This window comes from Variovorax sp. 05N34 (genome assembly GCF_056397405.1).
The window spans coordinates 40,131-64,326 of the sequence record NZ_JBFTNI010000001.1 but is presented as its reverse complement, the minus strand read 5'-3'; the positions used below and the strand labels follow the sequence as shown (position 1 = coordinate 64,326).

30 protein-coding genes are annotated in these 24,196 nt (G+C 64.8%); 2 read left to right on the top strand and 28 right to left on the bottom strand.

The window, feature by feature from the left end:
* Position 1: 1 nt before the first annotated feature.
* The 21 genes from AC1DMA_RS00355 to AC1DMA_RS00255 form a co-directional block, all read right to left on the bottom strand.
* Positions 2–592, bottom strand: coding sequence for a phage baseplate assembly protein V (locus AC1DMA_RS00355; protein WP_478142905.1), 591 nt, complete (start codon positions 590–592; stop codon positions 2–4).
* A complete protein-coding gene (locus AC1DMA_RS00350; RefSeq protein WP_478142904.1) occupies positions 589–1,719 on the bottom strand; it encodes a phage baseplate assembly protein in 1,131 nt (376 codons plus the stop codon). The genes AC1DMA_RS00355 and AC1DMA_RS00350 overlap by 4 nt, the downstream gene beginning before the upstream one ends.
* A complete protein-coding gene (locus AC1DMA_RS00345) occupies positions 1,716–2,960 on the bottom strand; it encodes a DNA circularization protein (RefSeq protein WP_478142903.1) in 1,245 nt (414 codons plus the stop codon). Before AC1DMA_RS00345 ends, AC1DMA_RS00350 begins: the two co-directional genes overlap by 4 nt.
* Positions 2,957–5,026 carry a phage tail tape measure protein gene (locus AC1DMA_RS00340; protein WP_478142902.1) on the bottom strand — a complete coding sequence of 690 codons (2,070 nt, stop codon included), beginning with the start codon at positions 5,024–5,026 and terminating at the stop codon, positions 2,957–2,959. Before AC1DMA_RS00340 ends, AC1DMA_RS00345 begins: the two co-directional genes overlap by 4 nt.
* A complete protein-coding gene (locus AC1DMA_RS00335) occupies positions 5,019–5,150 on the bottom strand; it encodes a hypothetical protein (protein WP_478142901.1) in 132 nt (43 codons plus the stop codon). Before AC1DMA_RS00335 ends, AC1DMA_RS00340 begins: the two co-directional genes overlap by 8 nt.
* Positions 5,151–5,158: 8 nt before the next feature.
* On the bottom strand, positions 5,159–5,461 hold the full coding sequence (locus AC1DMA_RS00330) for a phage tail assembly protein (RefSeq protein WP_478142900.1): 303 nt from the start codon (positions 5,459–5,461) through the stop codon (positions 5,159–5,161).
* Complete coding sequence (locus AC1DMA_RS00325; protein WP_478142899.1) at positions 5,458–5,817, bottom strand: phage tail tube protein; 360 nt, start codon at positions 5,815–5,817, stop codon at positions 5,458–5,460. The genes AC1DMA_RS00330 and AC1DMA_RS00325 overlap by 4 nt, the downstream gene beginning before the upstream one ends.
* Before the next feature lie 44 nt (positions 5,818–5,861).
* Entirely contained in the window at positions 5,862–7,343 is a 1,482-nt protein-coding gene (locus AC1DMA_RS00320; protein ID WP_478142898.1) for a phage tail sheath subtilisin-like domain-containing protein, read from the bottom strand.
* Positions 7,344–7,345: 2 nt separating this feature from the next.
* The gene (locus AC1DMA_RS00315; protein WP_478142897.1) at positions 7,346–7,534 is read right to left on the bottom strand and encodes a DUF2635 domain-containing protein; all 189 of its coding nucleotides are present in this window, start codon (positions 7,532–7,534) and stop codon (positions 7,346–7,348) included.
* A gap of 3 nt (positions 7,535–7,537) precedes the next feature.
* Positions 7,538–8,131 (bottom strand): phage tail terminator protein, encoded by a 594-nt coding sequence (locus AC1DMA_RS00310; RefSeq protein ID WP_478142896.1) that lies wholly within the window; start codon positions 8,129–8,131, stop codon positions 7,538–7,540.
* Positions 8,128–8,685 (bottom strand): hypothetical protein, encoded by a 558-nt coding sequence (locus AC1DMA_RS00305; protein ID WP_478142895.1) that lies wholly within the window; start codon positions 8,683–8,685, stop codon positions 8,128–8,130. The genes AC1DMA_RS00310 and AC1DMA_RS00305 overlap by 4 nt, the downstream gene beginning before the upstream one ends.
* On the bottom strand, positions 8,682–9,041 hold the full coding sequence (locus AC1DMA_RS00300) for a phage head completion protein (protein ID WP_478142894.1): 360 nt from the start codon (positions 9,039–9,041) through the stop codon (positions 8,682–8,684). The genes AC1DMA_RS00305 and AC1DMA_RS00300 overlap by 4 nt, the downstream gene beginning before the upstream one ends.
* Positions 9,038–9,535: a head-tail connector protein gene (locus AC1DMA_RS00295; protein ID WP_478142893.1), complete on the bottom strand. Its 498-nt coding sequence runs from the start codon at positions 9,533–9,535 to the stop codon at positions 9,038–9,040. The genes AC1DMA_RS00300 and AC1DMA_RS00295 overlap by 4 nt, the downstream gene beginning before the upstream one ends.
* 102 nt (positions 9,536–9,637) lie before the next feature.
* Entirely contained in the window at positions 9,638–9,988 is a 351-nt protein-coding gene (locus AC1DMA_RS00290; protein ID WP_478142892.1) for a hypothetical protein, read from the bottom strand.
* 86 nt (positions 9,989–10,074) lie between these two features.
* Positions 10,075–11,304: a phage major capsid protein gene (locus AC1DMA_RS00285; RefSeq protein ID WP_478142891.1), complete on the bottom strand. Its 1,230-nt coding sequence runs from the start codon at positions 11,302–11,304 to the stop codon at positions 10,075–10,077.
* Between the two features lie 76 nt (positions 11,305–11,380).
* Positions 11,381–12,130 carry a head maturation protease, ClpP-related gene (locus AC1DMA_RS00280; RefSeq protein ID WP_478142890.1) on the bottom strand — a complete coding sequence of 250 codons (750 nt, stop codon included), beginning with the start codon at positions 12,128–12,130 and terminating at the stop codon, positions 11,381–11,383.
* A complete protein-coding gene (locus AC1DMA_RS00275; protein ID WP_478142889.1) occupies positions 12,096–13,454 on the bottom strand; it encodes a phage portal protein in 1,359 nt (452 codons plus the stop codon). The genes AC1DMA_RS00280 and AC1DMA_RS00275 overlap by 35 nt, the downstream gene beginning before the upstream one ends.
* A complete protein-coding gene (locus tag AC1DMA_RS00270; RefSeq protein WP_478142888.1) occupies positions 13,451–15,157 on the bottom strand; it encodes a terminase large subunit in 1,707 nt (568 codons plus the stop codon). The genes AC1DMA_RS00275 and AC1DMA_RS00270 overlap by 4 nt, the downstream gene beginning before the upstream one ends.
* Positions 15,157–15,675 carry a phage terminase small subunit P27 family gene (locus AC1DMA_RS00265; RefSeq protein WP_478142887.1) on the bottom strand — a complete coding sequence of 173 codons (519 nt, stop codon included), beginning with the start codon at positions 15,673–15,675 and terminating at the stop codon, positions 15,157–15,159. Before AC1DMA_RS00265 ends, AC1DMA_RS00270 begins: the two co-directional genes overlap by 1 nt.
* Before the next feature lie 2 nt (positions 15,676–15,677).
* Positions 15,678–17,018 carry a site-specific DNA-methyltransferase gene (locus AC1DMA_RS00260; protein ID WP_478142886.1) on the bottom strand — a complete coding sequence of 447 codons (1,341 nt, stop codon included), beginning with the start codon at positions 17,016–17,018 and terminating at the stop codon, positions 15,678–15,680.
* Positions 17,019–17,142: 124 nt separating this feature from the next.
* The gene (locus tag AC1DMA_RS00255) at positions 17,143–17,508 is read right to left on the bottom strand and encodes an HNH endonuclease (RefSeq protein WP_478142885.1); all 366 of its coding nucleotides are present in this window, start codon (positions 17,506–17,508) and stop codon (positions 17,143–17,145) included.
* A gap of 115 nt (positions 17,509–17,623) precedes the next feature.
* Here AC1DMA_RS00255 and AC1DMA_RS00250 point away from each other — a divergent pair, with 115 nt between their 5' ends.
* Complete coding sequence (locus AC1DMA_RS00250; protein WP_478142884.1) at positions 17,624–18,349, top strand: MltR family transcriptional regulator; 726 nt, start codon at positions 17,624–17,626, stop codon at positions 18,347–18,349.
* Between the two features lie 61 nt (positions 18,350–18,410).
* Here AC1DMA_RS00250 and AC1DMA_RS00245 read toward each other — a convergent pair whose 3' ends face one another.
* The 7 genes from AC1DMA_RS00245 to AC1DMA_RS00215 all read right to left on the bottom strand — a co-directional run bounded on the left by AC1DMA_RS00245 (position 18,411) and on the right by AC1DMA_RS00215 (position 23,665).
* Positions 18,411–18,614 (bottom strand): hypothetical protein, encoded by a 204-nt coding sequence (locus AC1DMA_RS00245; protein ID WP_478142883.1) that lies wholly within the window; start codon positions 18,612–18,614, stop codon positions 18,411–18,413.
* Positions 18,615–18,745: 131 nt separating this feature from the next.
* Entirely contained in the window at positions 18,746–19,153 is a 408-nt protein-coding gene (locus AC1DMA_RS00240) for a hypothetical protein (RefSeq protein ID WP_478142882.1), read from the bottom strand.
* Positions 19,140–19,427 carry a hypothetical protein gene (locus tag AC1DMA_RS00235; RefSeq protein ID WP_478142881.1) on the bottom strand — a complete coding sequence of 96 codons (288 nt, stop codon included), beginning with the start codon at positions 19,425–19,427 and terminating at the stop codon, positions 19,140–19,142. Before AC1DMA_RS00235 ends, AC1DMA_RS00240 begins: the two co-directional genes overlap by 14 nt.
* A 391-nt stretch (positions 19,428–19,818) precedes the next feature.
* A complete protein-coding gene (locus AC1DMA_RS00230) occupies positions 19,819–22,455 on the bottom strand; it encodes a VapE domain-containing protein (RefSeq protein WP_478142880.1) in 2,637 nt (878 codons plus the stop codon).
* The gene (locus tag AC1DMA_RS00225) at positions 22,455–22,760 is read right to left on the bottom strand and encodes a hypothetical protein (RefSeq protein WP_478142879.1); all 306 of its coding nucleotides are present in this window, start codon (positions 22,758–22,760) and stop codon (positions 22,455–22,457) included. The genes AC1DMA_RS00230 and AC1DMA_RS00225 overlap by 1 nt, the downstream gene beginning before the upstream one ends.
* On the bottom strand, positions 22,757–23,158 hold the full coding sequence (locus tag AC1DMA_RS00220; RefSeq protein ID WP_478142878.1) for a hypothetical protein: 402 nt from the start codon (positions 23,156–23,158) through the stop codon (positions 22,757–22,759). The genes AC1DMA_RS00225 and AC1DMA_RS00220 overlap by 4 nt, the downstream gene beginning before the upstream one ends.
* Before the next feature lie 252 nt (positions 23,159–23,410).
* Complete coding sequence (locus AC1DMA_RS00215) at positions 23,411–23,665, bottom strand: hypothetical protein (protein WP_478142877.1); 255 nt, start codon at positions 23,663–23,665, stop codon at positions 23,411–23,413.
* 73 nt (positions 23,666–23,738) lie between these two features.
* Here AC1DMA_RS00215 and AC1DMA_RS00210 point away from each other — a divergent pair, with 73 nt between their 5' ends.
* Positions 23,739–24,134, top strand: a complete 396-nt coding sequence (locus AC1DMA_RS00210) for a hypothetical protein (protein ID WP_478142876.1) — start codon at positions 23,739–23,741, stop codon at positions 24,132–24,134.
* Positions 24,135–24,196: the final 62 nt, after the last annotated feature.

Genomic DNA, 24,196 nt, shown 5'->3' with positions numbered 1-24,196 from the left:
GCTAGATCGGGTTACCCGTGTTGGAGCTTCCGGACGTAACGCCCGAGTGCTTATGTGTTTTTCCGATATCGACGCCGTCGTGCGTGACAGCGCCGCCCGCCATCGTGAGCGACCCGGCGAGTTGCAGGTCGCCGGTCAGGACCGTCTGTGGCGTGTCCAGCGTCACGCTGGTGTCGGCGACGACCGTGAGAGTCGGCGTGCCCTCGATGCGGATCGGCAGGCCCGCTCCCTTGATCACGATCCCACCGCGCGTGAAGTGCATCGACTGACCCTGATCGTCGTGGATGGCTACCTCACCCTCGGCAAACCCGGTCATTCGATACCGGCGATCGGCGGCGACCAGCACCAAGCCGTGGCTGCGATCGCCGTCGACGAACAGCGCGGCCACCTCTGCGCCCGGAAGTGGCCTCGAGGTAAAGCCGTATGGCTCGAAGTGCTCGAGCGCATCGGCAGTCTCGCCGGCGAGCAGCCTCACCTGGAGTGCCTGCATCTTCGCAGCGGCGTTCGAGGCCGCCACCACGCCACGCGCGAGCATGTTCTGCAGGCGCCTGGCGAGCGGACTCGCCATCTTCTGAAACGCACGTTCATTCATCGTTTGACATCGCCCCACTCGTTCGTCGGTTTGTTGGTGATGACCTTTCGACCATCAGCTGGCTGCACGTCGGACCACTCGTCGGCAGCCTTCCCTCCGCCCTTCTTGTTCTTCGGCGGCTTGTTGACGTAGCCATCCTTCGGCCCGACCTTGATCGTGGTCAGCATGCCCTCGCGGCTCAGCTTGTAGTTGACCTCTGCGATCACAAACTCGTCGTCGAAGCCGACGAGCGGGTCGATAACGCGCACGAGCTGGTTCTGGAGCCACAGCGAGCCGTCTTCCTGGCGCCAACCCTGCACGGTGTAGGTCGTGGCCAGCGCCATGGCCTTGCGGTGCGCCCGCTCGTAGGCGACGCGATCCTTCGCGCTGGCGCCGTCGCAATGGCCGCCCTGCTTGATCACCAGGACTCGACGTCGAGAGATCGTGTCATCGGTGATCGTGGCAGTCTCGCCGGCGACGTCCTCGCCGAACTCGTCGTCGCTGCCGGGCCGCTGGCCCTTGACGGTGTACTCGGTGAACACGTCCTTGTAGTCGAGCGGCGCCTCGCACCCCTTGATGTTCTTGCCAAGCTCGAGTGCCGTCGCAGCCCGTCCTGCGGAACCGACCTCAATGAAGACCAGGCGCCCGTCGACGTCGTCCGTGGCGAGCTGCTGCCGCAGTTTCAGCATGCGCTCGATGCTCTCGAAGACCGTCTCGCCCTGCTCGATCGCATGGGACAGCGGCTCGCCGGTGTCGACCTGTGCAGACACCTGCACGCCATAGGGTGCGGCCAGGTCGGCCGCGATGCGCTCGATCTTTGCGCGGCTCCAGCGACCGGGCGAATTGATCGCTGCGCAGTCGACCAGGTCGGCAGTCTTGCTGCGGCCCCTGACACCGACCGTCACACTCTTAGCGTCGTAGGTGATCGGCGTCGCGTCGACGTATCCGGTGAGCACCTTGTCGTCGCCGATGAACAGCTCGCACAGGTCGCCGGGATGCACGCGCCTCGGGATCTCGGCATTGCCAGGCCATTTGTTCGTGATCGTCAGATCGAAGTCGCGCACCTGGCGCTCAATGCCGGCCTGGATGGAAACGGCCTTCCAGCCGCCAAACTCCAGGCCGCCTATCAGCAGGCGAACGTCGTTCATATCGAAAGCACTTTCAATGGGACCGCCGGCACGAAGCCGGGATGACGGAGGCGGTTCCGCTCGATCAGCTCGAGCTCACGCTCGGGGTTCTCGTAGCGGTCGTAGGCGATGGCCAACGCGGGCAGCACCTCGGGCGGTGTGATGGTGAGCAGCCGCGCTGATCCGACCAGCCGCGACGTCACATCGGCGTGCACCTTCGCACGCAACGTCTGCATCGCGACATAGACCGGGTCGCTCGCCGTTGCCGAGGCCTCGTCGAGCGCCACCGTGACGCTGCTGCGCACCAGCACCGCATCGTCATAGACGGGCATGGGCATTGCCGCGGTCATACCCGCCGCCTGAATCAGAGCCGCGCGTTGGAACAGCACCACCAGCGCCGCAGCGTTGCGTTGCGCCTGGGCGGTCGCGGGTGCGGTCGAGGAAGGCACAACAACGCGCGCGCCCAAGGCGATCGACATCTGCGTGAGCGCCACGACTGCGTTGCGATTGCGCCCATAGACGCCGCCACCACCGACGACGGCCTCCAGGCCGCTCGGCACGCGGAGGACACTGCCCACCCGGTCGTACATGCCGAGCACCGCGGTTGCGAGGCCCAGAGGCACATCGAGCAGGTCGCCTAAGACGCCGCTGAGCGTTTCGCTCAGCACGTCGGACAGGGCCCCCAGCGGATTCGCCAGAAGGTACGAGAAGCCGTCAAGGTAGTCCCCAACGACATCCAAACAGCCGCTGATGGTGTCGAACGCATCGGCGGTCACGAACGACGGCATGCCATCGAGCGAAAATTCGTCGACGAAATCAAGCGAGGCGACCGCGTCGAGGCCATCGGCCTCCAGGAGGGTCTGTGCACCGAGAGAGTCCTGCGCAGCAGGAAAGGACAATTCACCGGACTCAACAAAGGCCAGCGAGAACTCGCACATCCCGCCGTTGCTTCGGGAATGCGTGACGCTGACGTCCGTGACGTTGACCTCGAGCCGGCCGTAGTACGGATGCACCAGGGTGCCAGGCCCGCCCGCCTCGATCGCCTCGAGCAAAGCGTCGCGCCGCTGCAGGTAGTCGTCGCCGATGACAAACGCGCTGACGGTGAACTCACGCGTCGCGCGCCCGAGATCTTCGGCGAATGGCTTGTCGCGCTGTGGGTACTCGTGCACCTCCACGCGGCGGCCGAACTTGCCCGTGTCGTTTTCGACCTCGAAAGGCACCCCGCGGAACGAGGCCGGCTGCAGATCTTCGCGCCAAGTCATCCGATCGCTCCCATGCTGCGATAACCAACGTCAGGATTGAAACCAAGGCCCGGCACATTGGTCTGGCCGGACTCCACACGCATGCCTGCAGGCGCGTTCTCGAAGCGCACGCGCATGTCGCCCTGCACTCGAGCGGCCGGCGCCTGGAGGGCTCCGGCCTGGACGAGTGGCGTAGGCGCGTTGTTGATGCGCGGCCCAGACTGCTCTGCCTGCGTGTCGTTCGCGGGATTGATGCGCGGACCGTACTGCTCGCTGCGCGTGTTGTCCGCACCGAACTGCTGGTTCAGGGCACTTCCCACCATGTTCCCGGCGCCGCTGACGCCGCGCAGGATGGGCCCAACAATCGTGCCGATCCGGTCCCACACTCGGGTCAGGAACGTCACCACCGGGTCCCAGGCCGCGCGCACGAACTGCAGCGGCGACCAGCTCTGCAGCAGCCCTGTGATCAGCGCTACGCCGCTCGCAAACACCTGGGAGACATTCGCCCAGACACTGGAGACGAACTCGGAGATTGGCGTCCAGTTGTTCACGAGCATGCCGAGCGGCGACCAAGCAAACAGGAATTTGATAACGTTCCAGCCGACCGTCGCAGCATTCTTGATGCCATCCCAGACGCTGGACAGGAACCCAGAGATCGGCGCCCAGTTGTTGATGACCATGCCGAGCGGTGACCAGGCAAAAAGGAACTTGATGACGTTCCAGCCGACGACCGCTGCGTTCTTGATCCGCTCCCACACACCCTCGAAGAAGGGCCCGACCACGTCCCAGTTCCGGTAGATGAGGTAGCCCGCCGCCGCAACAGCCGCGATCACGAGCAGGAACGGCGCAGCGGCCAGCGCGACCTGGCCAAGCGTGAGGGACATGCCGAACAGCACCAGGCGCCCCGCAGCGAGCACCTTCCACAAGGCCGCCAGCGGCCCGAGCAGGAACGTGAAAGCCTGTACCGCGATAGGCACGAGGACCAGCGCCACGCGGCCGAGCGCCGCAGCCAGGCTGACCAGCGAAGCCGCCGGCCCGACCAGGATGAGCGCGCCGATGCCCATCAGCACGTTGCGGAAGCCGCCAACGCTGCGCACGAAGGACGTGAAGCCTTCGGTGATGTTCTGGATGCCGGTGGCCAATCTCTCGATGCCGCCCGACTCAACCCAGCCCTTGAACGCATTCGCCACGCGCTCGATGTAGCCGCCGACCTGCTGCTGCAGCATGCCCTTGTTCTTGGCGATCCACTCCTGCAGGCTCTTGGTCGCCGCCAGGATCGCCGGCGCGGCAACGCCGAAGGCCTCGGCGGTCTGCACCTTGACCTGGCGATTCAGCACGCCGAAGGCGTCGCCCAGATCGTCCAAGCGGCCGGTGGACTCGTCGGACAGCACGGCGCCCAGGCGCTGAGCTTCCTTGCGCGCCTCGGCAAGGCTTCGGCCGCCTTGCATCATGATCGCGATCAGCTTCGCGCCGGACTTGCCGAACAGCTCCATCGCCATGCGCGTGCGAACTGCCGGGTTCTCGTTCTTCTTGAACGCGTCCGACAGCTCGGGCAGCACCTCCTCCACGCCGCGGATGGCACCCTTGGCATCCCGCAGCGGAATGCGCAGCTTGGTCATGAGTGCGGCCAGGCCCTTGTCCTTGCCCACCGCGGCCTCACCAAGGCCCTTGTTCAGCTTGGTGACCGCGCCCATAAAGTCCTCGGCCGAGACGCCCCCCGCTTCGAACACCAGCTGCAGCTCCTGGAAAGGAGCGATCGCCATGCCGGTGTTATCGGTCGCGTCCTGGAGATTGCCGGCGTACTCGAGCGCGCCGCGGCCCGCGGCCAGGAAGCCGAAGCCGAGCGCGCCCAGGCCGACCGATGCCGGGAGGCCGAGGCCACCCAGCACGTTGCGCGATGAGCTTCCCACGTCGCGAAAAGTCTTCTGCAGCACACCCAACTTGCGCTGCACGCCGCCAAAGTTGACGGTGTTCAGGACGCCGAGGCCGAGCTTCGTCCGCAAGGCCTGCGCCGTGACGCCACGCAGGACGGGCGAGGTCCGGTCGACGGCGCTCAGGATCGCCTGCAGGTGTGCTTGTTTAGCCATCGTGGTCCGGTTGGAGCTGTTCGTTGATACGCAAGGCCTGCGTCTCCCACCGATCGAACTCGCTCATGGTGAGCGACTCGATGACGAGTGGAGAGACGCGCCAGAAGTAGGCGAGATCGAACACGCGACGTTCTAGGTCCCCGTCGCGCCCTCGCCGAAAAAACCCATCAGCCATCCGTGCATGGCCTGCAAGTCGGAGATGGCCAGCGACTCGACCGTCGAGAGCGGCACCTTGGCGAGCCGCATGATGTAACGGCCCGCCACCTTCGGCCGCAGCTCGATGCCCGGATCGCCGCCGCCGAGGTCGATGGCCAGGTATGGGTAGCCCAGCTCCATCACCAGCTTCGATGTCGGCTCTTCGAGCGTCAGCTCAGTGACCTCCTCGGCGTGCGCCTTGACAGGATGTGAGAGCGGAAAGGTCTGTGCGCCGCTCATTGCCAGATGCCCCGATCGCCCTCGAACTCCAGATCGATGGTGCCGTCTTCGGCCTTGGCCGAGGGCTCACCGACCAGGAAGGCGCCGCTGAGGGTATAGACCCGGCCGTTCGGATACTCCGACGTGACGGTCATGTCTGTTCCCTCGGCCACTGCATCCATCGGAAAGTCGGCGCGAAAGATCGCGGTCAGCTTCGTCGACGGTGTGCGGTTCGTTTCCTTGTAGCCGGCCGGGCCGTTGATGCCCTTGACCGTCTCGCGCGTGGTCGAGGTGATCGGGCACTCGAGGCCGCCGCTCACTTCGAGCTGCATGCCGTCGACCTTGATGTAGCAGGTGCCTGCAACGCGTTTTCCCATGATGGAACTCCTTCAGATTGAATGAACAGCTGGTCGCGAGGCGATCAGTACTGCAGGCGGAACTGCGCGAGCACCGCGAACACGCGCAGCTGATTGACCAGGTCGGGCGGCAGCAGCACGTCCAGACGGTTCGGATCGGTCGCGTTGCGCTCCACGATCAGGTTGGCTGCAAAGGCTTTCGCGTTCTCGACCAGGCCTAGCTCCTCGAGCTCGGCGTACTCGGCCGCCAGCTCGCCGCGGATCACCGCCGGCGTAACGATCGCCTGGCCGGCACCGAAGCGCGTGCCGTCGTCGGCCAGTTTGTGGCGCGGGTACTTCGTCGTGATGCGGGCACGCAGGTGCCGGATGATGTACGCCAGCGTGTGCATCGTCTCGCTGTCCAGGTACGACGGGTCGGCTTGGTTCCAGACGTTCTTCTGGTAGCTCGTGATCGCACGCTCGACCCGCACCGCCCCGCCACCCACGTAGCTGGTGGCGATGCCGCTCGACAGCAGCGTCTGCCGCTCGGTCTGGATGAACCGCGTGACTGGCGTGGCCGGCAAAATGCCGATCAGCTCGCCGGTCTGCGTGGGCCGCGCTGGGTCCACGTTGATGTAGACCGCGTTGCGCGCACCGTAGGCGGCGACGTAGTCCCATGCGTGGTTCGGCACGGTCAGCTCGAAGCCAGCGATGGTCGCGTGCTGATCGTTGCGTGCGACGCCGGCGGCCTGCAGGTTGGCGAACGAGCCGCGCATCGCCGTGTAGGCGTGGCCGTAGATCTGCCGGTTCCACGCCCAGCGCCCGGTGGCGTCGTTCATCAGCACCTTGAGCGCGTCGAGCGTCGTCGCATCGGAGTACGGCGTGATGATGAAGTCGAACTCCTGATCGCCCATGTTCGCGATGGCCGTGGTCAACACCGGCGTGCCGGTGCCGCCGTTCATCGCGACGACCACAGCGCCGACGCCCGACGGCGTCGACTCGCCGCCGGCCGTGCCGCGATAGTTGAGCTGCACCAGGATGTCATTGCCGAGCAGCCCAATGTGGCGAGCGGTCAGTGTGACGACGCCAACAGCAGGTGCCGCCGTCACCGGGAGCGTCGTGTCGGCATTGATCGCCGCAGCGACAGCAGCCGCGATGGCGGTCGCGCTATCGCCCGCAGCGACAGCGACCTGGACCTTCTGCGCGCCGATGTAGACGTTCAGGGTGCCGCCCTTGGTCGCCGGGCCGGTGAACGTGAGCGTGCCGGTAGCCGCCACGCCGGCCGGCTCTGCAACCGGCACGCACCAGACCTCGCCGAACGGATCGTTCAGGCGATAGATCTCGTGCATGCGAGCGAGCATCGAACCGATGCCGAACAGCTCGCGCGCCTGATCCTTGGTGGCCACCAGGACGGGCACGTTGGCAGCCGCGCTGCCAGCGACCAGCTTCTGGCCGATCAGCAGCGCCCGGTTCTGCTGGCTGAAGTAGCCGGCCTGCGAGGCATCGACCTCGGCATAAAACAGAGGCACGCGAACGTTCGCGGGAACGTTGTTGAACGAGATGGTCATGGTTAGCTTCCTTTGAGTTTGCGAGCGGGTGCGGGTTGTTTGCCCGCGCGCGGCGGGTCGGTCTCGGTCACGTCGCCGTCGAGACAGCGGCGCAACCAATACGGGGTGGCCTCGACGTGTCGGCCTTCGGCGGGCAGGTAGCCGCCGCGCTCGATGTCGGGCACGTGGTCGTGGGTCGGTTTCACGTACATGGGTCAAGGTCCTGTTGAAAGATTGATCGACAGGCTGACGTCGATGACGCCGTCCGGCCCGTGCTCACCAGGTGCGACCCGATTCGGGTCGAAGGGATCGATGGCGTCGACCTCGAGATCGAGGCCTTCGAAGTCGGGCAGCTCGGCATTGCGATCCGGAATCCACGTGTCCTCGGTCGACACTGCGTACTCCACGCTGAACTCGAACTGGTAGTACAGCCGCGCGCGATCGAGGCTCAGCAGCTGCCCGCCTTCAAAGACGATCACGTCGTAGTCCGCGGCCGGCTGGAAGCCAAGCAGCGCCCGGAACAACGCCTTTCGGACGTCGTCCAGATCGACCGCCGGCTTCTGCCCCCGCTCATCGGCCTTGTTGCTGAGCGCCACCACGACCGCGAAGCCCTCGCGCACGGTCTGCTGATACCCGTTCGCGCTCTCTTGGTCGGCAGGCTGCTCATCCAGAGGCAGCACATAGCCGGCCGGCATTCGCAGGTTCGCTGCCTCCGGAAGGATGCCTTCGAACTTCGCAGCACCGGCGACGCGGTTCTCAAACAAGGGCGCCCTAGCCCGCAGCTGGGCAATGATGACGTCGAGGTTCATTTGCGCGGCACCAGCGCGCTCTCCAGCGCGAGGCGGATGGCCTCGCGGGCATGCACCGCGCGAGCGGCCAAGCCGTCGACCATGTAATCCGCTCGAGGCGCGATCCTCCATGCGCCGTTGCCTCGGGCAGCCTGCGCTGCCTGCCGAGCGCCACGTGCCCGGCGATTGCTCTTGCCGATGCCCTCCCCCGCCCCCAGCCGCGCAACACGCGGGCCAGCGCGCACACCCTGCGCGAGGAACGCCGGGTAGTAGTCCTCGCCCATGCGCGCGGTCTTAGCCGGCCTGACGAACACTGCCAGGCCACTACGGGAGCTCTTCACCTTGATGGCACGCTGCAGGATGCCGGTCCGCTTGGCGGGGTATTCACCGGGCGAGGAGGCTGGTCCTCCGCCTACCAGCCGGCGGGCCACATTGCGGATCTGATTGCCCTCGAGCCGCAGCGCCTTCCGGATCGGTTTTTTGTCGTAGTCGATGCGCGAGAAGCCGGCCAGGCGGACGTTGATCTCGCCGCCGCCCACCGCGCTGTAGGTCGCCAGGAGTGCACTGGTGCTCATGGGATGACTCCAAGTTGTTCCAGGTCGAGCAGCACGAAGGCGCGCTGGCCATTGATGTCCATCGCCCTGCGGACGCGGTAGCGCAAGCCGCCCACCCCGCCGTGGTCGACCACGTGGCCGCCGCCGATCACGTCGGCGTTCAACTGGGAGGTGCGCCAAGTGGCCAGGCGGTGGGTGACGCCCGCCTCCACTTGCTGGGTGCCGTAGAACAGCGCAGCCCCTGTCGGCTCGATGCGTGCCCAGGCCTCGACGCCGGCGTCGTAGGTCTGCTCGATACCGGTGCCGCCATCGGCTTCGTCCTGCCAGGCTCGGATGCGGACGAACTTGTCGAGCTCTCCGACAGTCGGGTACTTCACAGCGGCAACCTCTCACGGTGCGGCCAGAGCATGTTCTCGAAGGCCTGGTTCCGGTAGAGCTGGACGTCGCTCTGCGCTTGCGGGTTGCGCACCAGGTCGGTGATGAGCAGGAGCATCGCCTGCTTGACGGTGGCCGGCAGCGTCTCCGATGTCCACCCGCACTTGATAGTGATGACGACCGGCGCCGTGGCCGACAGCGTCAACGTGCGGTCGTCGAGCGCCGGCAGCGGCAGCACGGGCACGCCGGCGGCCGTGACCGACACGAGCTCGGTCACGTCGCACGGCAGGACAACCCTGCCGCACCAAGTGCGGTAGGTGAACTCGAGCTCCTGCTCGCCAACCGGCAGCCCGGTATACGCCTGCGCGTAGTCGCGGGCCGCGGCAATTGCGTCGGTCAGATCCGCGTCGCGCTCGGTGCCGGTGATCTTGCACTGCAGCTTCGCGCGAGGCAGGTCGATAACCTGCGTCGCCGGCGTGATGATCTTGGGGTTCATGGTGTTTTCGTGGTTCACGAAAGGCGAAAGCGTTTGCAGCTTGTGAAAGCCGACGACCTGCCAGCTTTCACAAGGACTCGCGCGAGCGAGCCTTGCAAGCGATCAGGACTTGTTCTGCTCGAGCGTCAGCGCATAGGCGACTGCTTCCTTGCTGCTATCCACAAGGTTCTCGCCCTCCAGCCTCTTGACGTCGGCGGCGTCGACTTCGACGACGTCGTTGCAGTTGCCGATTGCGCTGTCGACCAGCAAGCGCACCCTGGTTCGCTTCACAGCCTTCGCAGGCTTGGTGCTTTCGCCGACTTCGGGCACCACCTCGGCGACCTTGTCGGCCACCAACTTGTCAATCAGCTCTTGGCTGAGCGGCGTATCGATGAGGTCGCCCTTCGCGATCTCGGGCTGATCGGGACCATAGGTGCCGGCAGCGATGAGCGCCAGCGCGATGAGTTTTGCCATGAAAGGGGCTCCTTCGAGTGATATAAGAAAAAGCCGTGCACACGCGTGCACGGCCCAAGGCTCCTGCAAAGGGACAGGTATGCCGATCAGGCGGCCGGATGCTGGTAGACCTTGACGCCGCCCACATCCATGAGGTTGCCGCCCGCGCGGCAGAACGCCAGGAAGCCGACCTGACCCTTCGTTGCGAAGGCGCTGTCGTCGAAGCGATAGATCGTCACCTGCATCGAGTCGCGGATCTTGTAGTTGTGCAGGTTGCCGAACGCGATCGACTTCGCGTTGACCGCCGGCGCCGGCATGTTGTTGTTGATCGCGACCGGAAAGTCGAGCAGCATGTCGGCGCCACCGCCCGAGATGCCCTCGTCATAGCTCGGCGTCCAGATCGGGCGTCCGGCGGTGTCCTTGATCTTGCGCACGACCTTTCGCATGGCCTGCGAGAACATCCAGCCGGGATGCACGTCCTCCGCCCCATCGTCACCTGGTTCGGGCTCAAGGTACGCGACATCCAACGCGTCCGCCATATCCACCAGGTCGTCGTAGGTGACGGTGGCGACCTGACCGGCGGCGCCCACCTTCCCCACACCAGCCGCAGTCACCAAGCCCATCGGTTCGGTCGTTCCGACGCCCACGGTAAATAGGCGATTCTGGATGCGACCGATGCGGCTGCGCAGGCGGCGGTTCACCAGCGCCACAATGTCGATCTGCGAGTCCTGCAGGAGCTCGAGCGGTACCGTGACGACCTTGGAACTGAATTTGAAGACGTTCAACGAGCGGGTACCGAAGCTGATGTCGCCCGTGCTCGCGGGGGCGTTCTGGGCGACGATTTCGCCTTCCTCGCCAGTGCCATCCGTGGTCGGATAGTTGAGGTCCGCGCCGTTCTCGGTGGTGAACGACTCTGCCACACGGCGCATTGCGCCGTACGACTTGAGCGCTTCGATCAGCGTCGCGGACACGATCGGCTGGACCGTGTAGCCGCCTTCGGTGTTGGTCGTGGTGCTCATGGTATTGCGCACCTTGGCCATGTCGTCCGCGCTCATGTCCTTGAACGACTTGCGCAGGAAGAGCTCGAAACCTTCCAGCTTCTCGTTCTTCGGAGCGCCGTTCTTGGTCGGAGCGTTGCGGAAGCTGGACTCGGCTTCCTTGTCCAGCATGCGCTGGTGCGCATCGAGCTGTGATTGCACGCGCTCGGCTTCGTCCATCTTGCCGTCGAAGCTGGCCTGGTCTTCCTTCGACCAAACCGTGCTGCCCTTCTCGGCCAGCATGTTCTTGGCTTCCTTGTTCAGGGCGTTGAGACGCTCCCGGAGTGCTTGCATGCTCATGTGATTTCCTTTCAGGTGTGAATGAGCGGTCGAAAAAAAGCCGCCTCGAAAGGCGGCCGGTCGCTGCGCGAGAGCGTCAGGCGATCTGCAGGACCCGCAGCCGGCGCTCGTTGTGAGCACGCAGCGCTGCGAAGTCGGGTTCAGGGTCGGTGGGCGCCGGCGGCTCGATCAAAGCCTTCGGTGCTTTGTCGTAGGCGGCGAGGTTCCACTTCCGACTGGAGGCGTCGGCTGGGGCCTTCTCGGGCAAGGTGGCCAGGCGCGAAGCAAAGCCGTGCTCGACCGCCTCGCTCGCTTCGAACCAGGTCTCGTCGTCCATCCATTGGGCGAGCTGCGCCACGTCCAGACCGGTACGCCGCGCGTAGTCGGCGACGATCGCCGCGTCGACCTTCTCCAGGAGGTCGGCCGTTTTGCGATGCTCGTGCCGGTTGCCATAGCCCAGCGTCCAGCCGTTGTGGATCATGTAGAAGCCGCCCTCAGCGATCTCGATCTCGTCGCAGGCATCGATCACCGTGGTGGCTGCGCTTGCGGCCAGGCCGTCGACGTGGCCGATGGTCTTGCCCTTGAACTGCTGGATCGCGGTGCGGATGGCCCGACCCTCGAAGACATCCCCCCCCGGCGAGTTAACGCGCACGTGCAGCGTGCTGGCCGCGTCCAGCGACGCAATTACAGGTGCGACTTGCAGCGCAGCGACGCCCCACCAGGCGTCGATGACGTCGTAGATGTAGAGCGTCGACTCGCCGGCATCTTCGTTGCGCACCAAGTTAAGCGGCTTGCGCTCGGTGGCCGCGTTGTCACGCAGCAGCTGGAGTAGGTTCTGGATCTTCATCGGAATTTTCCTTCGGAGTGGTAGCCGGTTTCTCCGGCGGGAAATACACATCGGCGCACTTGCCACCGCGCGGAGGCAGGTTCTTCGAGGCGCGCACCTCGTCCACGCTCATATATCCCGGCCCCTGGCCAGGGCCACCGAGTGCCGCGCGATCACGCTTCGACTGCGCTTCGCTGTCGCCAACGATCAGTGAGTCGCGATCGAACTCGACGAAGTAGCGCGACGTCATAAACAGCTTGCGGTTGAGCTCCTGCTCGATGCGTTTCAGGTGAGGCTGCAGCGATACCATGATGAACGCGCGCATCATCTGTTCGAGACCTGACCCCCAGCTGGTGCTGCCACTGGTCTCGCCGATCAAATGGGGCGGCACGCCGTAGGCGCGGGCAATGTCGAGCACCTGGAACTTGCGAGCCTCGAGCAGCTGGCTGTCTTCAGCATTGAGGCTCAGCTCGTTGGCCTTCAGGCCCTCGGTCAGCACGAGCGGCAGCTTGTGCATGTTCTCCATGCCGCTGTACTTGGCGGCGAAGGCGAGCTGCAGGTTGGTGATCGTGTCCGGCTTCATCGATTTGTCCGTCGACAGGACAATCGATGGATGTGCGCCGCCCGCAAAGAAGCGGCCGCTGTATTCATCCATGGCCATCGCCGAGCCCGCTGCGTTTCTTGCCGCCCACTTGATGACGCTCATGCCGCGCACGCCGTCGAAGCCGAAGCCCGGGAAGTGCAGCATGTCGTCCTGGTCCGCGCCCCAGGTGCGCAGGCCGTCCTGCAGGTAGTACTTCAGGCGATCAGTCGAATCTGTCTGCGACCTCTCGACGCGAACCGCCGCCCATGGCATCGGCACGAACTCCCGCACAGTGCCGGAGCGCGAGCGGCCGATGAATGTGAAGGAGTCGCCCCGCTGCAGTGTGTTGATGCCGACACCCTCCCAGTGCGACGCCGCAGAGAAGCGATCAGTCGGCTCCTCGTTCAACAGGTAGAAGTACGGGGCATCGGGCACTTCCGCGCGATTGCGCCCGCCATCGGTTCGCTCGTACTGCCTGATTGGCATCGAGGCCAGCATGCCGCAGATCGTTCGAACGCAGGCGAACACAGCAGAGACCCGCATCGCGGATTCTGGGCTGACAGTGACGCCAGCGGCCGAATGCCCGATGCCGAACATGTCCAGAACGCGCGGATCACTGCTCTTGATCACCTGGGTGCTGTCGGTGACATCGTTTCGCAGCACGATACCGCCCATGCGATCCGCGGCGCCAGGACGCGACGCCGCCCAGTTCGCCAGGACGCGCGAACCGTGCGCCTTGGCCTGAAGGTCGATCGTGGTCATAGTTGGACGAAGCCCTGTTCAACCGAGTTGGATTCGCGACCGGCGATGATTCGTCCGATCCCCATGATCGTGGCCACGGGCCCGTCGATCTTGTTTTCCTCCCGCTCTTTGCGCGGGTAGATGTTGTCCTTCGCATCGACGTGGCAAACGACGTTGCTCATCATCCAGGCCATCATCGGGTTGCCATCCTGCGTGATCTTTCCATCGAGCACGATCGCCTCAAGCGTCTTCATCGGCTCGCTCATGTTCTGCACCGTTTGCCGGTACTCAACCATGGGCGCCCCTTCCGCCAGCATGTGCGAAGCGAGCTGAGTGGCCTGCCACGGGTCGAACGGGAACTCCTGCATGTCGAGCGTCGCGTTGTCGTTGCGCAGGTCGTCTTCGATCAAGTCGAAGTCGATGACTTCGCCGTCCGTCACGGTCAAATGCCCGGAGCGCCTCCACCCGTCGTACTGGCTGTTGGCTCCGATCTGGATCGCCCGCTCCGGTAGCCAGAATCGCGAGATGAGGTAGTAGTGATCCTTGACCTCGTCGTAGAACAGGTACGGCGCGGCAGCTACGTCGACCTTGCTGGCGAGGTCGAGCGGTCTCCAGCACGGCAAGTGCTTGACCCGCTCGATCGTCAGCGTATGGTCGGCGCAACGGTCCCACGCTTGCATGTCCATCCATGCACTGTCCGAACTGACCCAGACATTCAGGCGCTTAGTCAGGAAGTTGGCCTGCGCGCTGGGCAGGTGGATGGCGCCACGACATGCGGCCTCGAGATCGTCCAGGTAGACGCTGATGCCAAGGTTGGGATTGGCCTTACGCCACACTTTTGGGTCGCGCCAGTCGTCGCCATCGTCGATGGTGTAGATGATCCCGAACCAGGTCTCGTCGACCATCACCCCCTTGAGCACCATGATCGTCTTCGTGCGAAGCTCGTAGCAGATCCCCGCCCGATTGCTGCCGGCCGTCGTGATCGCACTCAGCAAGGCCTGCGAGCGCGCACCGGTGGCCGAATCCAACACATCCCACAGGTCGCGCTTCTTGTGTGCGTGCACCTCGTCAGCTACGCCGCCGTGAACGTTCAGACCGTCCAGCGTCGAGCCTTCGGCATTCAGCGGCTCGAGCGCACTGGCGGTCTCATCGACCGTCAAGGAATGCATTCCCACCAGCACGCCGAAGCGATCGACGAAGCCGCGGGCACGCAATGCCATGTTGCGTGCCACGTCGAAAACCTCGCGGGCCTGCTTGCCAGTCGTGGCCGCGTTGTAGCAGTGCGCACCAGGCTCACCATCCGCGACCAACAGGTACAGCAGCCGGCCCGCAGCGCGCGTGCTCTTCGCATTCTTCCGTGCGATCTCTTCATAGGAGCGGCGGAAGCGGCGCTTGCCCGTGGTGCGGTGCACCCAACCAAACAGCTGGAACTCGGGGAAGACCTGCCAATCCTCAAGACGGATCGTCGGGTAAATCGCCTCGCCGTTGATCCACTCGGGCTGCGCCCAATCGCCTTTGATGTGGGGCAGCAGCTCCTGGAACGCGCACGCACGGGAGCCGGCCGCCTCATCGATGACATAGGGAAACTCGTCGGTGTTCTGCCGATCCATGTCTCGCAGAAAGCGCTCGCAAGCCAAGCGTTCGAAGAGGCCCGCGACCTCCTCGCCCGCAACGATGCGGCGTGCATACATCTGCACGCGTGCGAAATAGGACGCTGCAGGCACTAGCGGAACCCTCCAAAGCCGGTGGGCGCGGGCTGGCCAGCGCCCTCCTCTCCCTCTGCCGGGAACAACGACGTTTGCGACGTCATCGGTACCGCCCGCACGCGCGCCGCCGGCGTCAGACCGAACTCGGCACACAAGCCCTTGTACTGCTCGATCGCCTTGTTGCTGACAGCCAGCCAGGGCGACTGGATCGGAAAGTTGTTCGGCGACTTCACGAACAGGCCTGCCGATCCCGGCGACTGCACCGCGGCCTTCTCGATCATCTCCTCCGCAGCGACATACCGGCCCCAAAGCGTGCAGAGCATCGCGAGCGCGCCGCGATCGACCTCTGAAATCATCCCGTACTTGTCGAGCTCTTCAGTGATCCGCTTCCACTCCTTGCGCGACTCTCCCTTGAGGTGCCGCGGGCACGAGGGAATGGCGCGCTGCGGCTTGAACTCATCCATGCGCATCGGGCGCTTGCCCGGGTTGCCGCGAATGAGCTTAAGGTTCGTCGGAGTGGGCTTACGGCCGCGCATGATCAGTCGACAAAGGGTTGGTCGGTGCGTGCGTGCCGCGCGCGCTGGCCGGTGTATTCCTGCCAGCGGCGCACGATCACGTCCGCGAACTTGGGGTCTAGCTCGACGATGCGCGCGCGCATCCCGAGCCGGTCAGCGGCCACCAGCGTGGAGCCGGAGCCGCCGCATACGTCCAGCGCGATGTCGCCAGGCAGCGCGCTGTTCTTCAGCATCTTTTCAATCAGAGCAACCGGCTTCATCGTCGGGTGCAGGTCGGAGCGTTTCGGCCGCGCCTCAAACACCACCGACGACACCACCTCCTGCACCTCGGCCTCACCGGTGATCAGCAGCACCTGGTCGCCGACCGTGACCTGCCAGCGGCCGTCCTCGAGCTGCACGAAGGCGCTGGCGTTGGGCGAGAGCTGCAGCGTCGTCTGCTTGCGCCCGCCGAACCAGCGGTGCGCTTTGCCGGGCTTCCAGCCGTAGAGGATCGGCTCGTGAATCCACTGGTAGTCGGAGCGACCGAGCACCAGCGCATCCTTGCGCCACACCAGGCAGCCGGACAGCTTGAACCCGGCGGCCTCGAAACCGTTCCGGAACGCGAAGCCCTCGGTGTCCGAGTGCGCGACGTAGAGCGACGCGCCCGGCTTCATGGCATCGAACATGACCTTGTGGAGATCCACCAGGAACGCCCGGAACTTGTCGGCGGCCATGTCGTCGTTCTTGATCTTCCCGGCCGTGCCCTCGTAGGCGACGTTGTAGGGCGGATCGGTCCACACCACGTCGGCCAGCTCGCCCTGCATCAGCGAGGCCAACGTGCCGGCGTTGGTCGCGTCGCCGCACACCAGGCGGTGCGCGCCGAGCACCCACACGTCGCCCGGCTTGGTGATCGGCTCGCGCTCGTTGTCTGGGGCCGGCGCAGCATCGGGATCGCGGCCGTTTTCCTTGGGCGCCGAGTGGGCTGCCAGCTCCTCGGCAGAGAAACCCGTCAGGCCGAGGTCGAAGCCGAGCACCGACAGAGATCCCAGCTCGGACTTCAGCAGCGCGTCGTCCCAACCGGAGTTGAGCGCGATCTTGTTGTCGGCCAAGACGTAGGCGCGCCGCTGCGCGTCGGTCAGGCCGGCCAGGCGGATAAATGGGACGGTCTCGAGCCCGAGCACCTCGGCGGCCAGGACGCGACCATGGCCGGCGACCAGGACGTCCGACTCGTCGATCAGGACAGGATTGGTGAACCCAAACTCGCGCATCGACGCGACCAGCTGCGACACCTGAGCCGCGCTGTGCGTGCGAGCGTTGCGCGAGTACTTGGTGAGCGCGCCGACAGCGATGCGGCCGTGCTCATATTCGACCGTGGACTTGTCCATGTGTTGGGAGACCCCCCCTCCCCTCAATTTCGCGCGCGCAAAAAAAGCACTGAGAGCACGGTCTGGCGCATGTCGCCCCAGACTTTGACCCTCCCCCGGTCGCTCGGCCTCGCCCTCGATCGACCTACCTGCCGAAGCCACCGTCCTCGGTCGCGGTCTTGACGTCATGGCACCGCTTGCACAACGACTGCCAGTTGCTGCGGCGCCAGAACAGCTTCTGGTCGCCCTTGTGCGGAACGATGTGGTCGACGACCGATGCGGCCTCGACGATCTCCATCGCTTCGCACCGAACACAGAGCGGGTGATCGCGGAGCCAAGCGGCTCGAGCGCGCTGCCAGGCAGCGCCATAGCCGCGCTCGCTGGCGTTGCCACGGCGTGCGTCGGACTGCTTGCGCTCGGCATGCTTATGAGCGTCGCACCTGCTCGTGCCATCACGCACCAGGCGACCACAGCTTGGAAAAGTGCAAGGCTTGGGTGCAGCGAATGGCATGATGCTTCTTGTGACGAGCGGCGCGTTGCAGCCAGGTTGGGATCAACTCCGCAGAACTGGTAACTGCTGAGGGCAATAAATCGCAGCTCAGCCTTTAAAGAAGAGGAGTAGACGTTTGAGCAAAGAGGAAGAACTTCGTCAAAAGCAATTTCACGTCATTACGGACACCATTGCATCCGTGATCAACGAGCTCCGCGTGGACCACCCCGCAGCAAAGGAGCTAGTTCTCGAATCCATTGAGTTCAGAACTACGCTCTCCAATGAGTCAGATCGGGGGGCCGCTTTGATGTCAGCGGCTTTTCTTGACGAGAAGCTTAAGAGAGTCCTGTTGGCGACGTTTGTGGATGATGGTCGTAGCGCTCGTTCTGCGCTTGAATTCAATGGGCCTCTAGGAACGTTCTCAAGTCGAATTGAGCTGGCTTACCTTGTCGGCTTGGTGCCGGCGAATGTAAGAGCTGACCTGCACCTCATTAGGAAGATCCGCAACGAGTTCGCACACATCGCCGGGCCTCTGGACTTCAACGCAGAGAAGATTGCGCCCAGGTGCAACCAGCTACGACTTCACGATTCGGAGGGCGCGCCAAACGCTTCGAAGTTTCGCCGGACGGTAATGCGGCTCCTAAGCGTCATCGACGTGCTCATCGTTCGGGCAATACATGCGCCAATGCCTGCGGACATAGACGAGCAACTCGTCCGGAAAGACATTCGCTCGTTCCAACAAGCATGGGAATCCAATCCGGAGCTCGGCGCGTTTCCCCTAACAGACCACTTTCCATACCTGAAAGAGGAACCCGCTTCGCAATTGGCGCCGGCCGAGAAGCCGAAAAGTTCATCGCCGTAAAAATTGACTTCGTCTGCAGTGACCTGAACGGGTGTATGCGCTAGTGCTCAGCGCTTGGTTCTCACCTTTCACCCGCTGGAGCTACTTCGATGATTAGGCGCCGACCGGCGTGAACGTAGCCGTTGAGCAGTTGCGTCGGATAGTCGAGATGCTGCTGGGCCTCGCCGGTGGCAACCCATTCGCCGTCGAGGTTCTTCTGCTCCACTCGCACGACGACACCGGTCGGCGTCACGTCGGCGTTCTCGATCCGCACTTGTTTGGTCACAGGGAGCGCTCCTGGAATGAAAAAACCCGCTGCCGATTGCTCGGGAGCGGGTCGCTTAGGTGGGTGCACACGAATCGAGCGGCTTCCTCGGATGCGTGTCACACAGAATGCCTGAAATATACCGGATACCTCTATGTCGTAAAACTCTTTCGGATGGCCTCCCGCAGTGCTTCCTTCCGATCGGCATGGTCCTGGAACCACGCCGACAGCACGCGATCCGCCACGTTGAGAAGTGAGCTGACGTTGGACACGCTGCACTCGCACTCACGCGCTGTCCCCAGCACGCCAAGCCCACGCGGATAGATGCACTGCAGGACTTGATACAGGTGAGGCCGCGGCACCTTCAACGACTCGACGGCCTGGTCAGTCACCGAGGCGTCGATCTCATCGACCGGAATCCAGGCTTCGGCCCGGGTCTCGCCAGGCGCATCGTTCAGAAAGGACGACTGCGTGGAGTACCCGAGGCCGCCACTGCTCTCGCGCACTTTCCAGAGCGCCCAGTTGTTCAGGCGGTGCTTTACCCACTCAATGCGCGCCATCGTTAGTCCCGGGTTGTTTGAAGAAGCACATCGCGTCGACGCCGAAGGTGGCCATGTGCCAGGCGACCTCCTCGTTCACCGGCCCAGTGAACGGCGTGCCCAGCGTGAGGCCCGCCTCTGATGCATAGAAGCAGTTCGCCTCGCCAGCGATGCCGCGCTTGATGCATCGATTCACGTAGTCGACACCCCACTCGGCCCGACGCCGGTCCACCATGTCTGCCGTCTTCGGCATGCTCTTTCGGAGATCCACCTTCCTCGCAGCTGGCTCGTTCATGTTTGCCGTCCTTTCCGTCCGTCCGTCCAAGATTTCTCTATAGAGACCATCACAAGTTCGAGCACACGCGCGCGTGCACACGCATGCACACCTGCCCACATACGCATGCCTGCGCATTGGCACTCCTCATCCGGTACGGCAATGCAGCGGCTTCGACTGACCGATTCGAGGAACCAGCGCCGTAGGGCCTCCATGCGAATGCCTGGACGGATGGACGGATGGGTGCTAGGTCATGGGCGCGTGCGTCGACTTCCCCGCGGTCGCGCCGCACCGAGGCCGCACTGGCCCCGCCGGTTCCCGGAACCCATCGCGAATCTCGCCTCCCATGGGTTGTGCAGCACGGCGCGTTTTCCTTGCCGTGAGCTTTTCGGCCGCGCGTGGCCTTCGCTGCTCAGATCGGCAAGTCGTCATCGCCCTCTCTCGCAACCGCCTGCGCGAGGCGATCGTCAACACCAGGCGCACCAGGCGCCGGGCTTCCTTCATCTTCAACGGGTGGCACGATCGGCCAGCCCTTCGGCCGCTTCCACCCCCAGGGCCGCGCGCCGACGCCGCTACGCCCGCGCTCCCACCCCTGCGCCTCCAGCCAGCCGCGGATCTGCGACTCGAGGACCGTGGTGCTCTTGCCGACATCGGTCCCGAGCGCGCGCACCAGCTGGTTAATGGAAACGAACGTCGTCAGCTCATTCACCAGCGTGGTCTCGCCGCCGGCGCCGCCCTCGGCCGTGCCAGCCCGGGTGAGCAGCCGTAGCAGCTCGCCCTGGACACCGGTCTCGACCAGGCGCAGCTCCTGCTCAGGGACGAAGTACATCTCCTCCTCTTCGAGCGTCGGCGCATAGCGCTCGCCCGCCTCGTAGAGAGCGACGGCCTCGGCGAACAGCTCGTCGCGCCATTTCATGAACCACTCGATCTTGATCGGCTGATCGATCCACACCGGCCAGAAGCGCCGGTTGCCGGTCGTGTCGTAGAGGTACTGCCGCTTGTTGGTCGTGCAGACGATCACGCATTGGCGCGGATGATTCTGGACATAGCGGCCATAGCTCGCACGGTACCGATCGCTCGCGCTTGAAAAGAAGGCCTTCACCTGCTCCGAGTCGGCCTTGCGCAAAGCGCTCATTTCCGACAGCTCATAGACCCAGAGGCCCTGCAGCTGGTCGAACCCGTCCTTGTTCCCACCGATGTCGAAGTGCGTATCGCTGTAGTACGACTTGCCGGCCATCGCCTCGGCCAGCGTGCTCTTGCGTCGACCGGTCAGCCCTTCGAGCACGAGCGAGTAGTCGAACTTGCAACCCGGCTTCATGATGCGAGCCACCATGCCGATGAGCCAGAAGCGGCTGATCATCTGCAGGTACTTGAGGCGGCGCGGATTCGGCGGCACATCGCCGCGACCGTTGGCAAGCAGGTCGTGATCGATGCCCAGCGCGTGGATCAGCCACTTCTCGCTGCGCGCCTTGCCGTCATGCTTCAGCGACTTGAGGTAGTCGCGCACCGGGTGATAAGGGCGCGCATCGGCGACCGTGTGCATCGCCTCGGTCAGGGCTGCTCGAGGCGCACCAGGCACGCGGTAGGTGCTGCTCAGCCAGTCGCCCAGTCTCAGATCGTCGCTGTCGACCACCGGGCCGGCTTCTCGACGCCATGGCCAGGCGACGCGGGTTGACACCTCGCCACTCAATTCGTTGAAGCCGAGGCAGTCCTGCAGCAGCGGAGCGTTGCGCAGGCACGAGATCACCGTCTTGCGCGTCATCCGGACGCTGCCCGTCTTTTCGTCGACGAACTGCTCGAGCCACCAGGGCAGCGCCGAGTCGTCCTCTGCGGCAGCTGGGCCATCGCGCGATTCGGCCTCGGCCGGCTTGCCCGCAGGCTTGGCGGGCGGAGGCGCGTCGACGGCTGGCAGAGCGCCGGCCTGGCCGAACAAGTGCAGGACCCGATCGAAGTCCCACCCGTCGACGTGGATGGCGTCGTAGCAGTCCCAACCATCGGCGACCACGCCGGGCGCGGGAACAGGAAGCACTTGCACGGCGCACCCGTGGGCGTCCCGGAGCACGGCACCAAGCGCGAGCATGGCGGCCAGGCCCGGCTGCTTGGCCGCAGGCAGGAAGGGCTTGGCAGCAGCAGCGACTGCGAGCGCGACGTCATCCCCGCACTGCGCTTTCTCGGCCTTCGTGAGCGCCTCGCGCTTCGAGTCGCAGTCGGGCCACATCAGCACGGTGCTGCCGGCGAGCCAGCTCCAGGCGGCCTTCTGCCAGGCCTTGCAGCCACCGGGCCAGCTCACGACGCAATACACACCAGGGGCGCCTGTGTCGAGCAGGGCCTGCAGGGCTTCGGACTTCTTCTCGCCCTCGACCACGATGACCGTGCGGCCCTCGGGATGCGCGCGTCCAGGGTAGTAGAGCGGGCGCGGTTCGTCCCACTGCTTCCAATGCCATCGGGCCGCGCCGTCGCGCGCGCTCACGCACCAGGTGTAGGGCAGCGTTTCCTTGCCGCCGTCACTCGTGCGGAACCGCACCACGTAGCCGAGCAGGTGCTCGCCGACGCGGTACTCGGCCTTGTGGACGATGTCGTCCAGGCTGCGGAACTGGTGGCGGAAGGTGGCGGCCGGCGCATGGTCCGGCACCGGCATAAGCGTCTTCCAGCCCTCTGGCGCGCGCGCCGGCTTCGCTGGCGCAGGCGGCCTGGGCGGTGGCGGCGGCGGCGGCGGTCCGTTGGCGACAGAGACGATCCCGGCGACCGACTCCAAGCCCTCCTCGCGCGACACGCGCAAGGCGGCCTCGCCCATGGAGAGCGAGTGCACGGCGGCATAGAGGCTGACCAGGTCGCCGCCCTTGTCGTCGGACGCGAAGTCGGCCCAGCGGCCGGTCGTCAGATTGACGGAGAAGCTGGTGCCCTCGCCTCCGGCCAACGAACCGCAGACGTACTCGTGGCCCCGGCGAGCGCCACCAGGCAGCCACTGTGCGACCAGCTCCGAGGCACGGGCGAGCAGTGCCTCGCCAAGCGCCCGAAAGTCGATGGGAGGCAACGGTGCCCGAGACATCAGACGATCGACGTGGTCGCCCAAGTGGCGAACACGTCACGGAACGGGCACGGTGCACCACCTACACGCTTAAGCGCGTTCGACGTCGAGTACTCGGCGACCGGACGATTGCGGTAGCTGACCCGGCGCGGGCGCACGATCACCAGCACGCCGGCGCGGCGCATGTTGTCAACCGTGCGCCGCGCCGCCAGAAAGCCCACCTGCGCATGCGTTGCCATTTCGACAAGGGTCGGCGCGCGTTCAGCAGTGGTCAGCGCCAGGGCCGCATCGAGCAGGGCCTGGCGTACTTCACCTGGCGGCCTCATGTGGCCGCCCGCCCGTGAGCGCTCGCGCGCAGCCGCTCGAGGCGCGTGGCCAGCTGGCCGGCGACGTTGAGCACGTCCTCCATGCGCTGCAGCACGTCGTTCGCCTCCTCCTCGAAGTCGATCGGCTCCGGGTTCGCGTAGCCCGATTCGGCCATGAAGTGCTCGGCCAGGATGTGGCAACCCTTCTCACGCGCCCAGCGCATGACAAGCAGCAGCTGGGACGGCCGCAGCCGCTCGGAGCGATTCGGGTTGCAGCAGTCGGCCAGGTTCCGGCCTGCGTACTGCGGCGTCTTGTCAGGCCACAGCTTCACACCGACCTGCTGGTAACCGCCCAGGGCCAGGACGGTCGCCTTCAGAGCGTCGACGTCGTCCTCATAGATCCGCTTCGCCTCCGTCATTGGAAGCCTCCTCGACACGTGTGCGCCCGCCCACCGACACGCTCCGACTTAGTCGGTAGCAGTCGGATCGGCTGCAGCGAGCAAAAAAAAGAGACTGCAGCCATGACATGCAGCCTCACGAACAAAAGACCCTGCAGCCCAGGCGTGCTCAAGGCCGCGCACTTGCCTGCGCGCTGCCAAGGGAGACAAGCCGATGAGGAAACGAGCGCGCCAGCGTTACGGGCGGCGGAGGGAAAGTGGTGCACAGCCTGCTCAGCGCCAGAACGCAACGGACGTCGAGTCGGCGGCAGGCGCCTGATCCTCGGTGGCGCCCTGCTTGGCGGCGTCCAAGTGGCGGACAAACTGGCTGACCGTCTCGATGCCAGGGTTCTTCGTGGTCCCATCCCGGATCTTCCAGATCGTCGAGAAAGGGACCCCAGAAAGCCGGGCAAGCCGCTGCGTAGCGGCGTGGCCCAGGCGCTGGAGCTCTAGCCGAATGGCTGCAACGGACGGAATATCAGTGCTCATAGTCGCCGAGCCTACCGAATTCGGAAGGTCAAGTCAACCGCATCCGGAAGGGCGCCTGAACTACCGTATTCGGATGAAGAAGACAGACAGCAAGCTGGTGCTATGGGAGAACGTGTCAGCGTTGATGAAATCGAAGTACGGCCGCGAGAACCTGACGAGACTCGCAACCGAGGCCAAGGTGGGACCAGGCACGGTGTCGCGAATCAAGGCCCACGAGACCAGCGTAGGCCTCGACGTGGTCGAATCGATCGCGCGCCTGTTCAAGGTCGAGCCTTGGCAGCTCCTGGTGCCAGGCATGAGCGCCGAGAGCCTGCCAGCTCTCTCGTCAGCGCCAGACGTCTGGCCCTTCCCTGGAATTGACCGAGACCAGGTCGCCCGATTGCCACCAGAAAAGCGAGGCAAGATTGAGGGTTACATCGAAAGCGTTCTGGAAGGAGCGCAGATCGCAGAAAAGAGAAAGGCTGCGTGAGATTGCACCCCACAAAAATCTACCAGTTCCCTATTTTGGTGCAAGAACCGAAAAGTCCGCTT

Coding starts and splice junctions, on each gene's coding strand:
- AC1DMA_RS00215 (WP_478142877.1), bottom strand. CDS start 23,665: ATGAGCACTGATATTCCGTCCGTTGCAGCCATTCGGCTAGAGCTCCAG.
- AC1DMA_RS00320 (WP_478142898.1), bottom strand. CDS start 7,343: ATGACCATCTCGTTCAACAACGTTCCCGCGAACGTTCGCGTGCCTCTG.
- AC1DMA_RS00235 (WP_478142881.1), bottom strand. CDS start 19,427: ATGAACGAGCCAGCTGCGAGGAAGGTGGATCTCCGAAAGAGCATGCCG.
- AC1DMA_RS00280 (WP_478142890.1), bottom strand. CDS start 12,130: ATGAAGATCCAGAACCTACTCCAGCTGCTGCGTGACAACGCGGCCACC.
- AC1DMA_RS00290 (WP_478142892.1), bottom strand. CDS start 9,988: ATGGCAAAACTCATCGCGCTGGCGCTCATCGCTGCCGGCACCTATGGT.
- AC1DMA_RS00230 (WP_478142880.1), bottom strand. CDS start 22,455: ATGTCTCGGGCACCGTTGCCTCCCATCGACTTTCGGGCGCTTGGCGAG.
- AC1DMA_RS00325 (WP_478142899.1), bottom strand. CDS start 5,817: ATGGGAAAACGCGTTGCAGGCACCTGCTACATCAAGGTCGACGGCATG.
- AC1DMA_RS00255 (WP_478142885.1), bottom strand. CDS start 17,508: ATGCCATTCGCTGCACCCAAGCCTTGCACTTTTCCAAGCTGTGGTCGC.
- AC1DMA_RS00210 (WP_478142876.1), top strand. CDS start 23,739: ATGAAGAAGACAGACAGCAAGCTGGTGCTATGGGAGAACGTGTCAGCG.
- AC1DMA_RS00275 (WP_478142889.1), bottom strand. CDS start 13,454: ATGACCACGATCGACCTTCAGGCCAAGGCGCACGGTTCGCGCGTCCTG.
- AC1DMA_RS00330 (WP_478142900.1), bottom strand. CDS start 5,461: ATGAGCGGCGCACAGACCTTTCCGCTCTCACATCCTGTCAAGGCGCAC.
- AC1DMA_RS00220 (WP_478142878.1), bottom strand. CDS start 23,158: ATGACGGAGGCGAAGCGGATCTATGAGGACGACGTCGACGCTCTGAAG.
- AC1DMA_RS00265 (WP_478142887.1), bottom strand. CDS start 15,675: ATGCGCGGCCGTAAGCCCACTCCGACGAACCTTAAGCTCATTCGCGGC.
- AC1DMA_RS00310 (WP_478142896.1), bottom strand. CDS start 8,131: ATGAACCTCGACGTCATCATTGCCCAGCTGCGGGCTAGGGCGCCCTTG.
- AC1DMA_RS00295 (WP_478142893.1), bottom strand. CDS start 9,535: ATGAACCCCAAGATCATCACGCCGGCGACGCAGGTTATCGACCTGCCT.
- AC1DMA_RS00350 (WP_478142904.1), bottom strand. CDS start 1,719: ATGAACGACGTTCGCCTGCTGATAGGCGGCCTGGAGTTTGGCGGCTGG.
- AC1DMA_RS00355 (WP_478142905.1), bottom strand. CDS start 592: ATGAATGAACGTGCGTTTCAGAAGATGGCGAGTCCGCTCGCCAGGCGC.
- AC1DMA_RS00240 (WP_478142882.1), bottom strand. CDS start 19,153: ATGGCGCGCATTGAGTGGGTAAAGCACCGCCTGAACAACTGGGCGCTC.
- AC1DMA_RS00345 (WP_478142903.1), bottom strand. CDS start 2,960: ATGACTTGGCGCGAAGATCTGCAGCCGGCCTCGTTCCGCGGGGTGCCT.
- AC1DMA_RS00260 (WP_478142886.1), bottom strand. CDS start 17,018: ATGGACAAGTCCACGGTCGAATATGAGCACGGCCGCATCGCTGTCGGC.
- AC1DMA_RS00340 (WP_478142902.1), bottom strand. CDS start 5,026: ATGGCTAAACAAGCACACCTGCAGGCGATCCTGAGCGCCGTCGACCGG.
- AC1DMA_RS00305 (WP_478142895.1), bottom strand. CDS start 8,685: ATGAGCACCAGTGCACTCCTGGCGACCTACAGCGCGGTGGGCGGCGGC.
- AC1DMA_RS00285 (WP_478142891.1), bottom strand. CDS start 11,304: ATGAGCATGCAAGCACTCCGGGAGCGTCTCAACGCCCTGAACAAGGAA.
- AC1DMA_RS00315 (WP_478142897.1), bottom strand. CDS start 7,534: ATGTACGTGAAACCGACCCACGACCACGTGCCCGACATCGAGCGCGGC.
- AC1DMA_RS00225 (WP_478142879.1), bottom strand. CDS start 22,760: ATGAGGCCGCCAGGTGAAGTACGCCAGGCCCTGCTCGATGCGGCCCTG.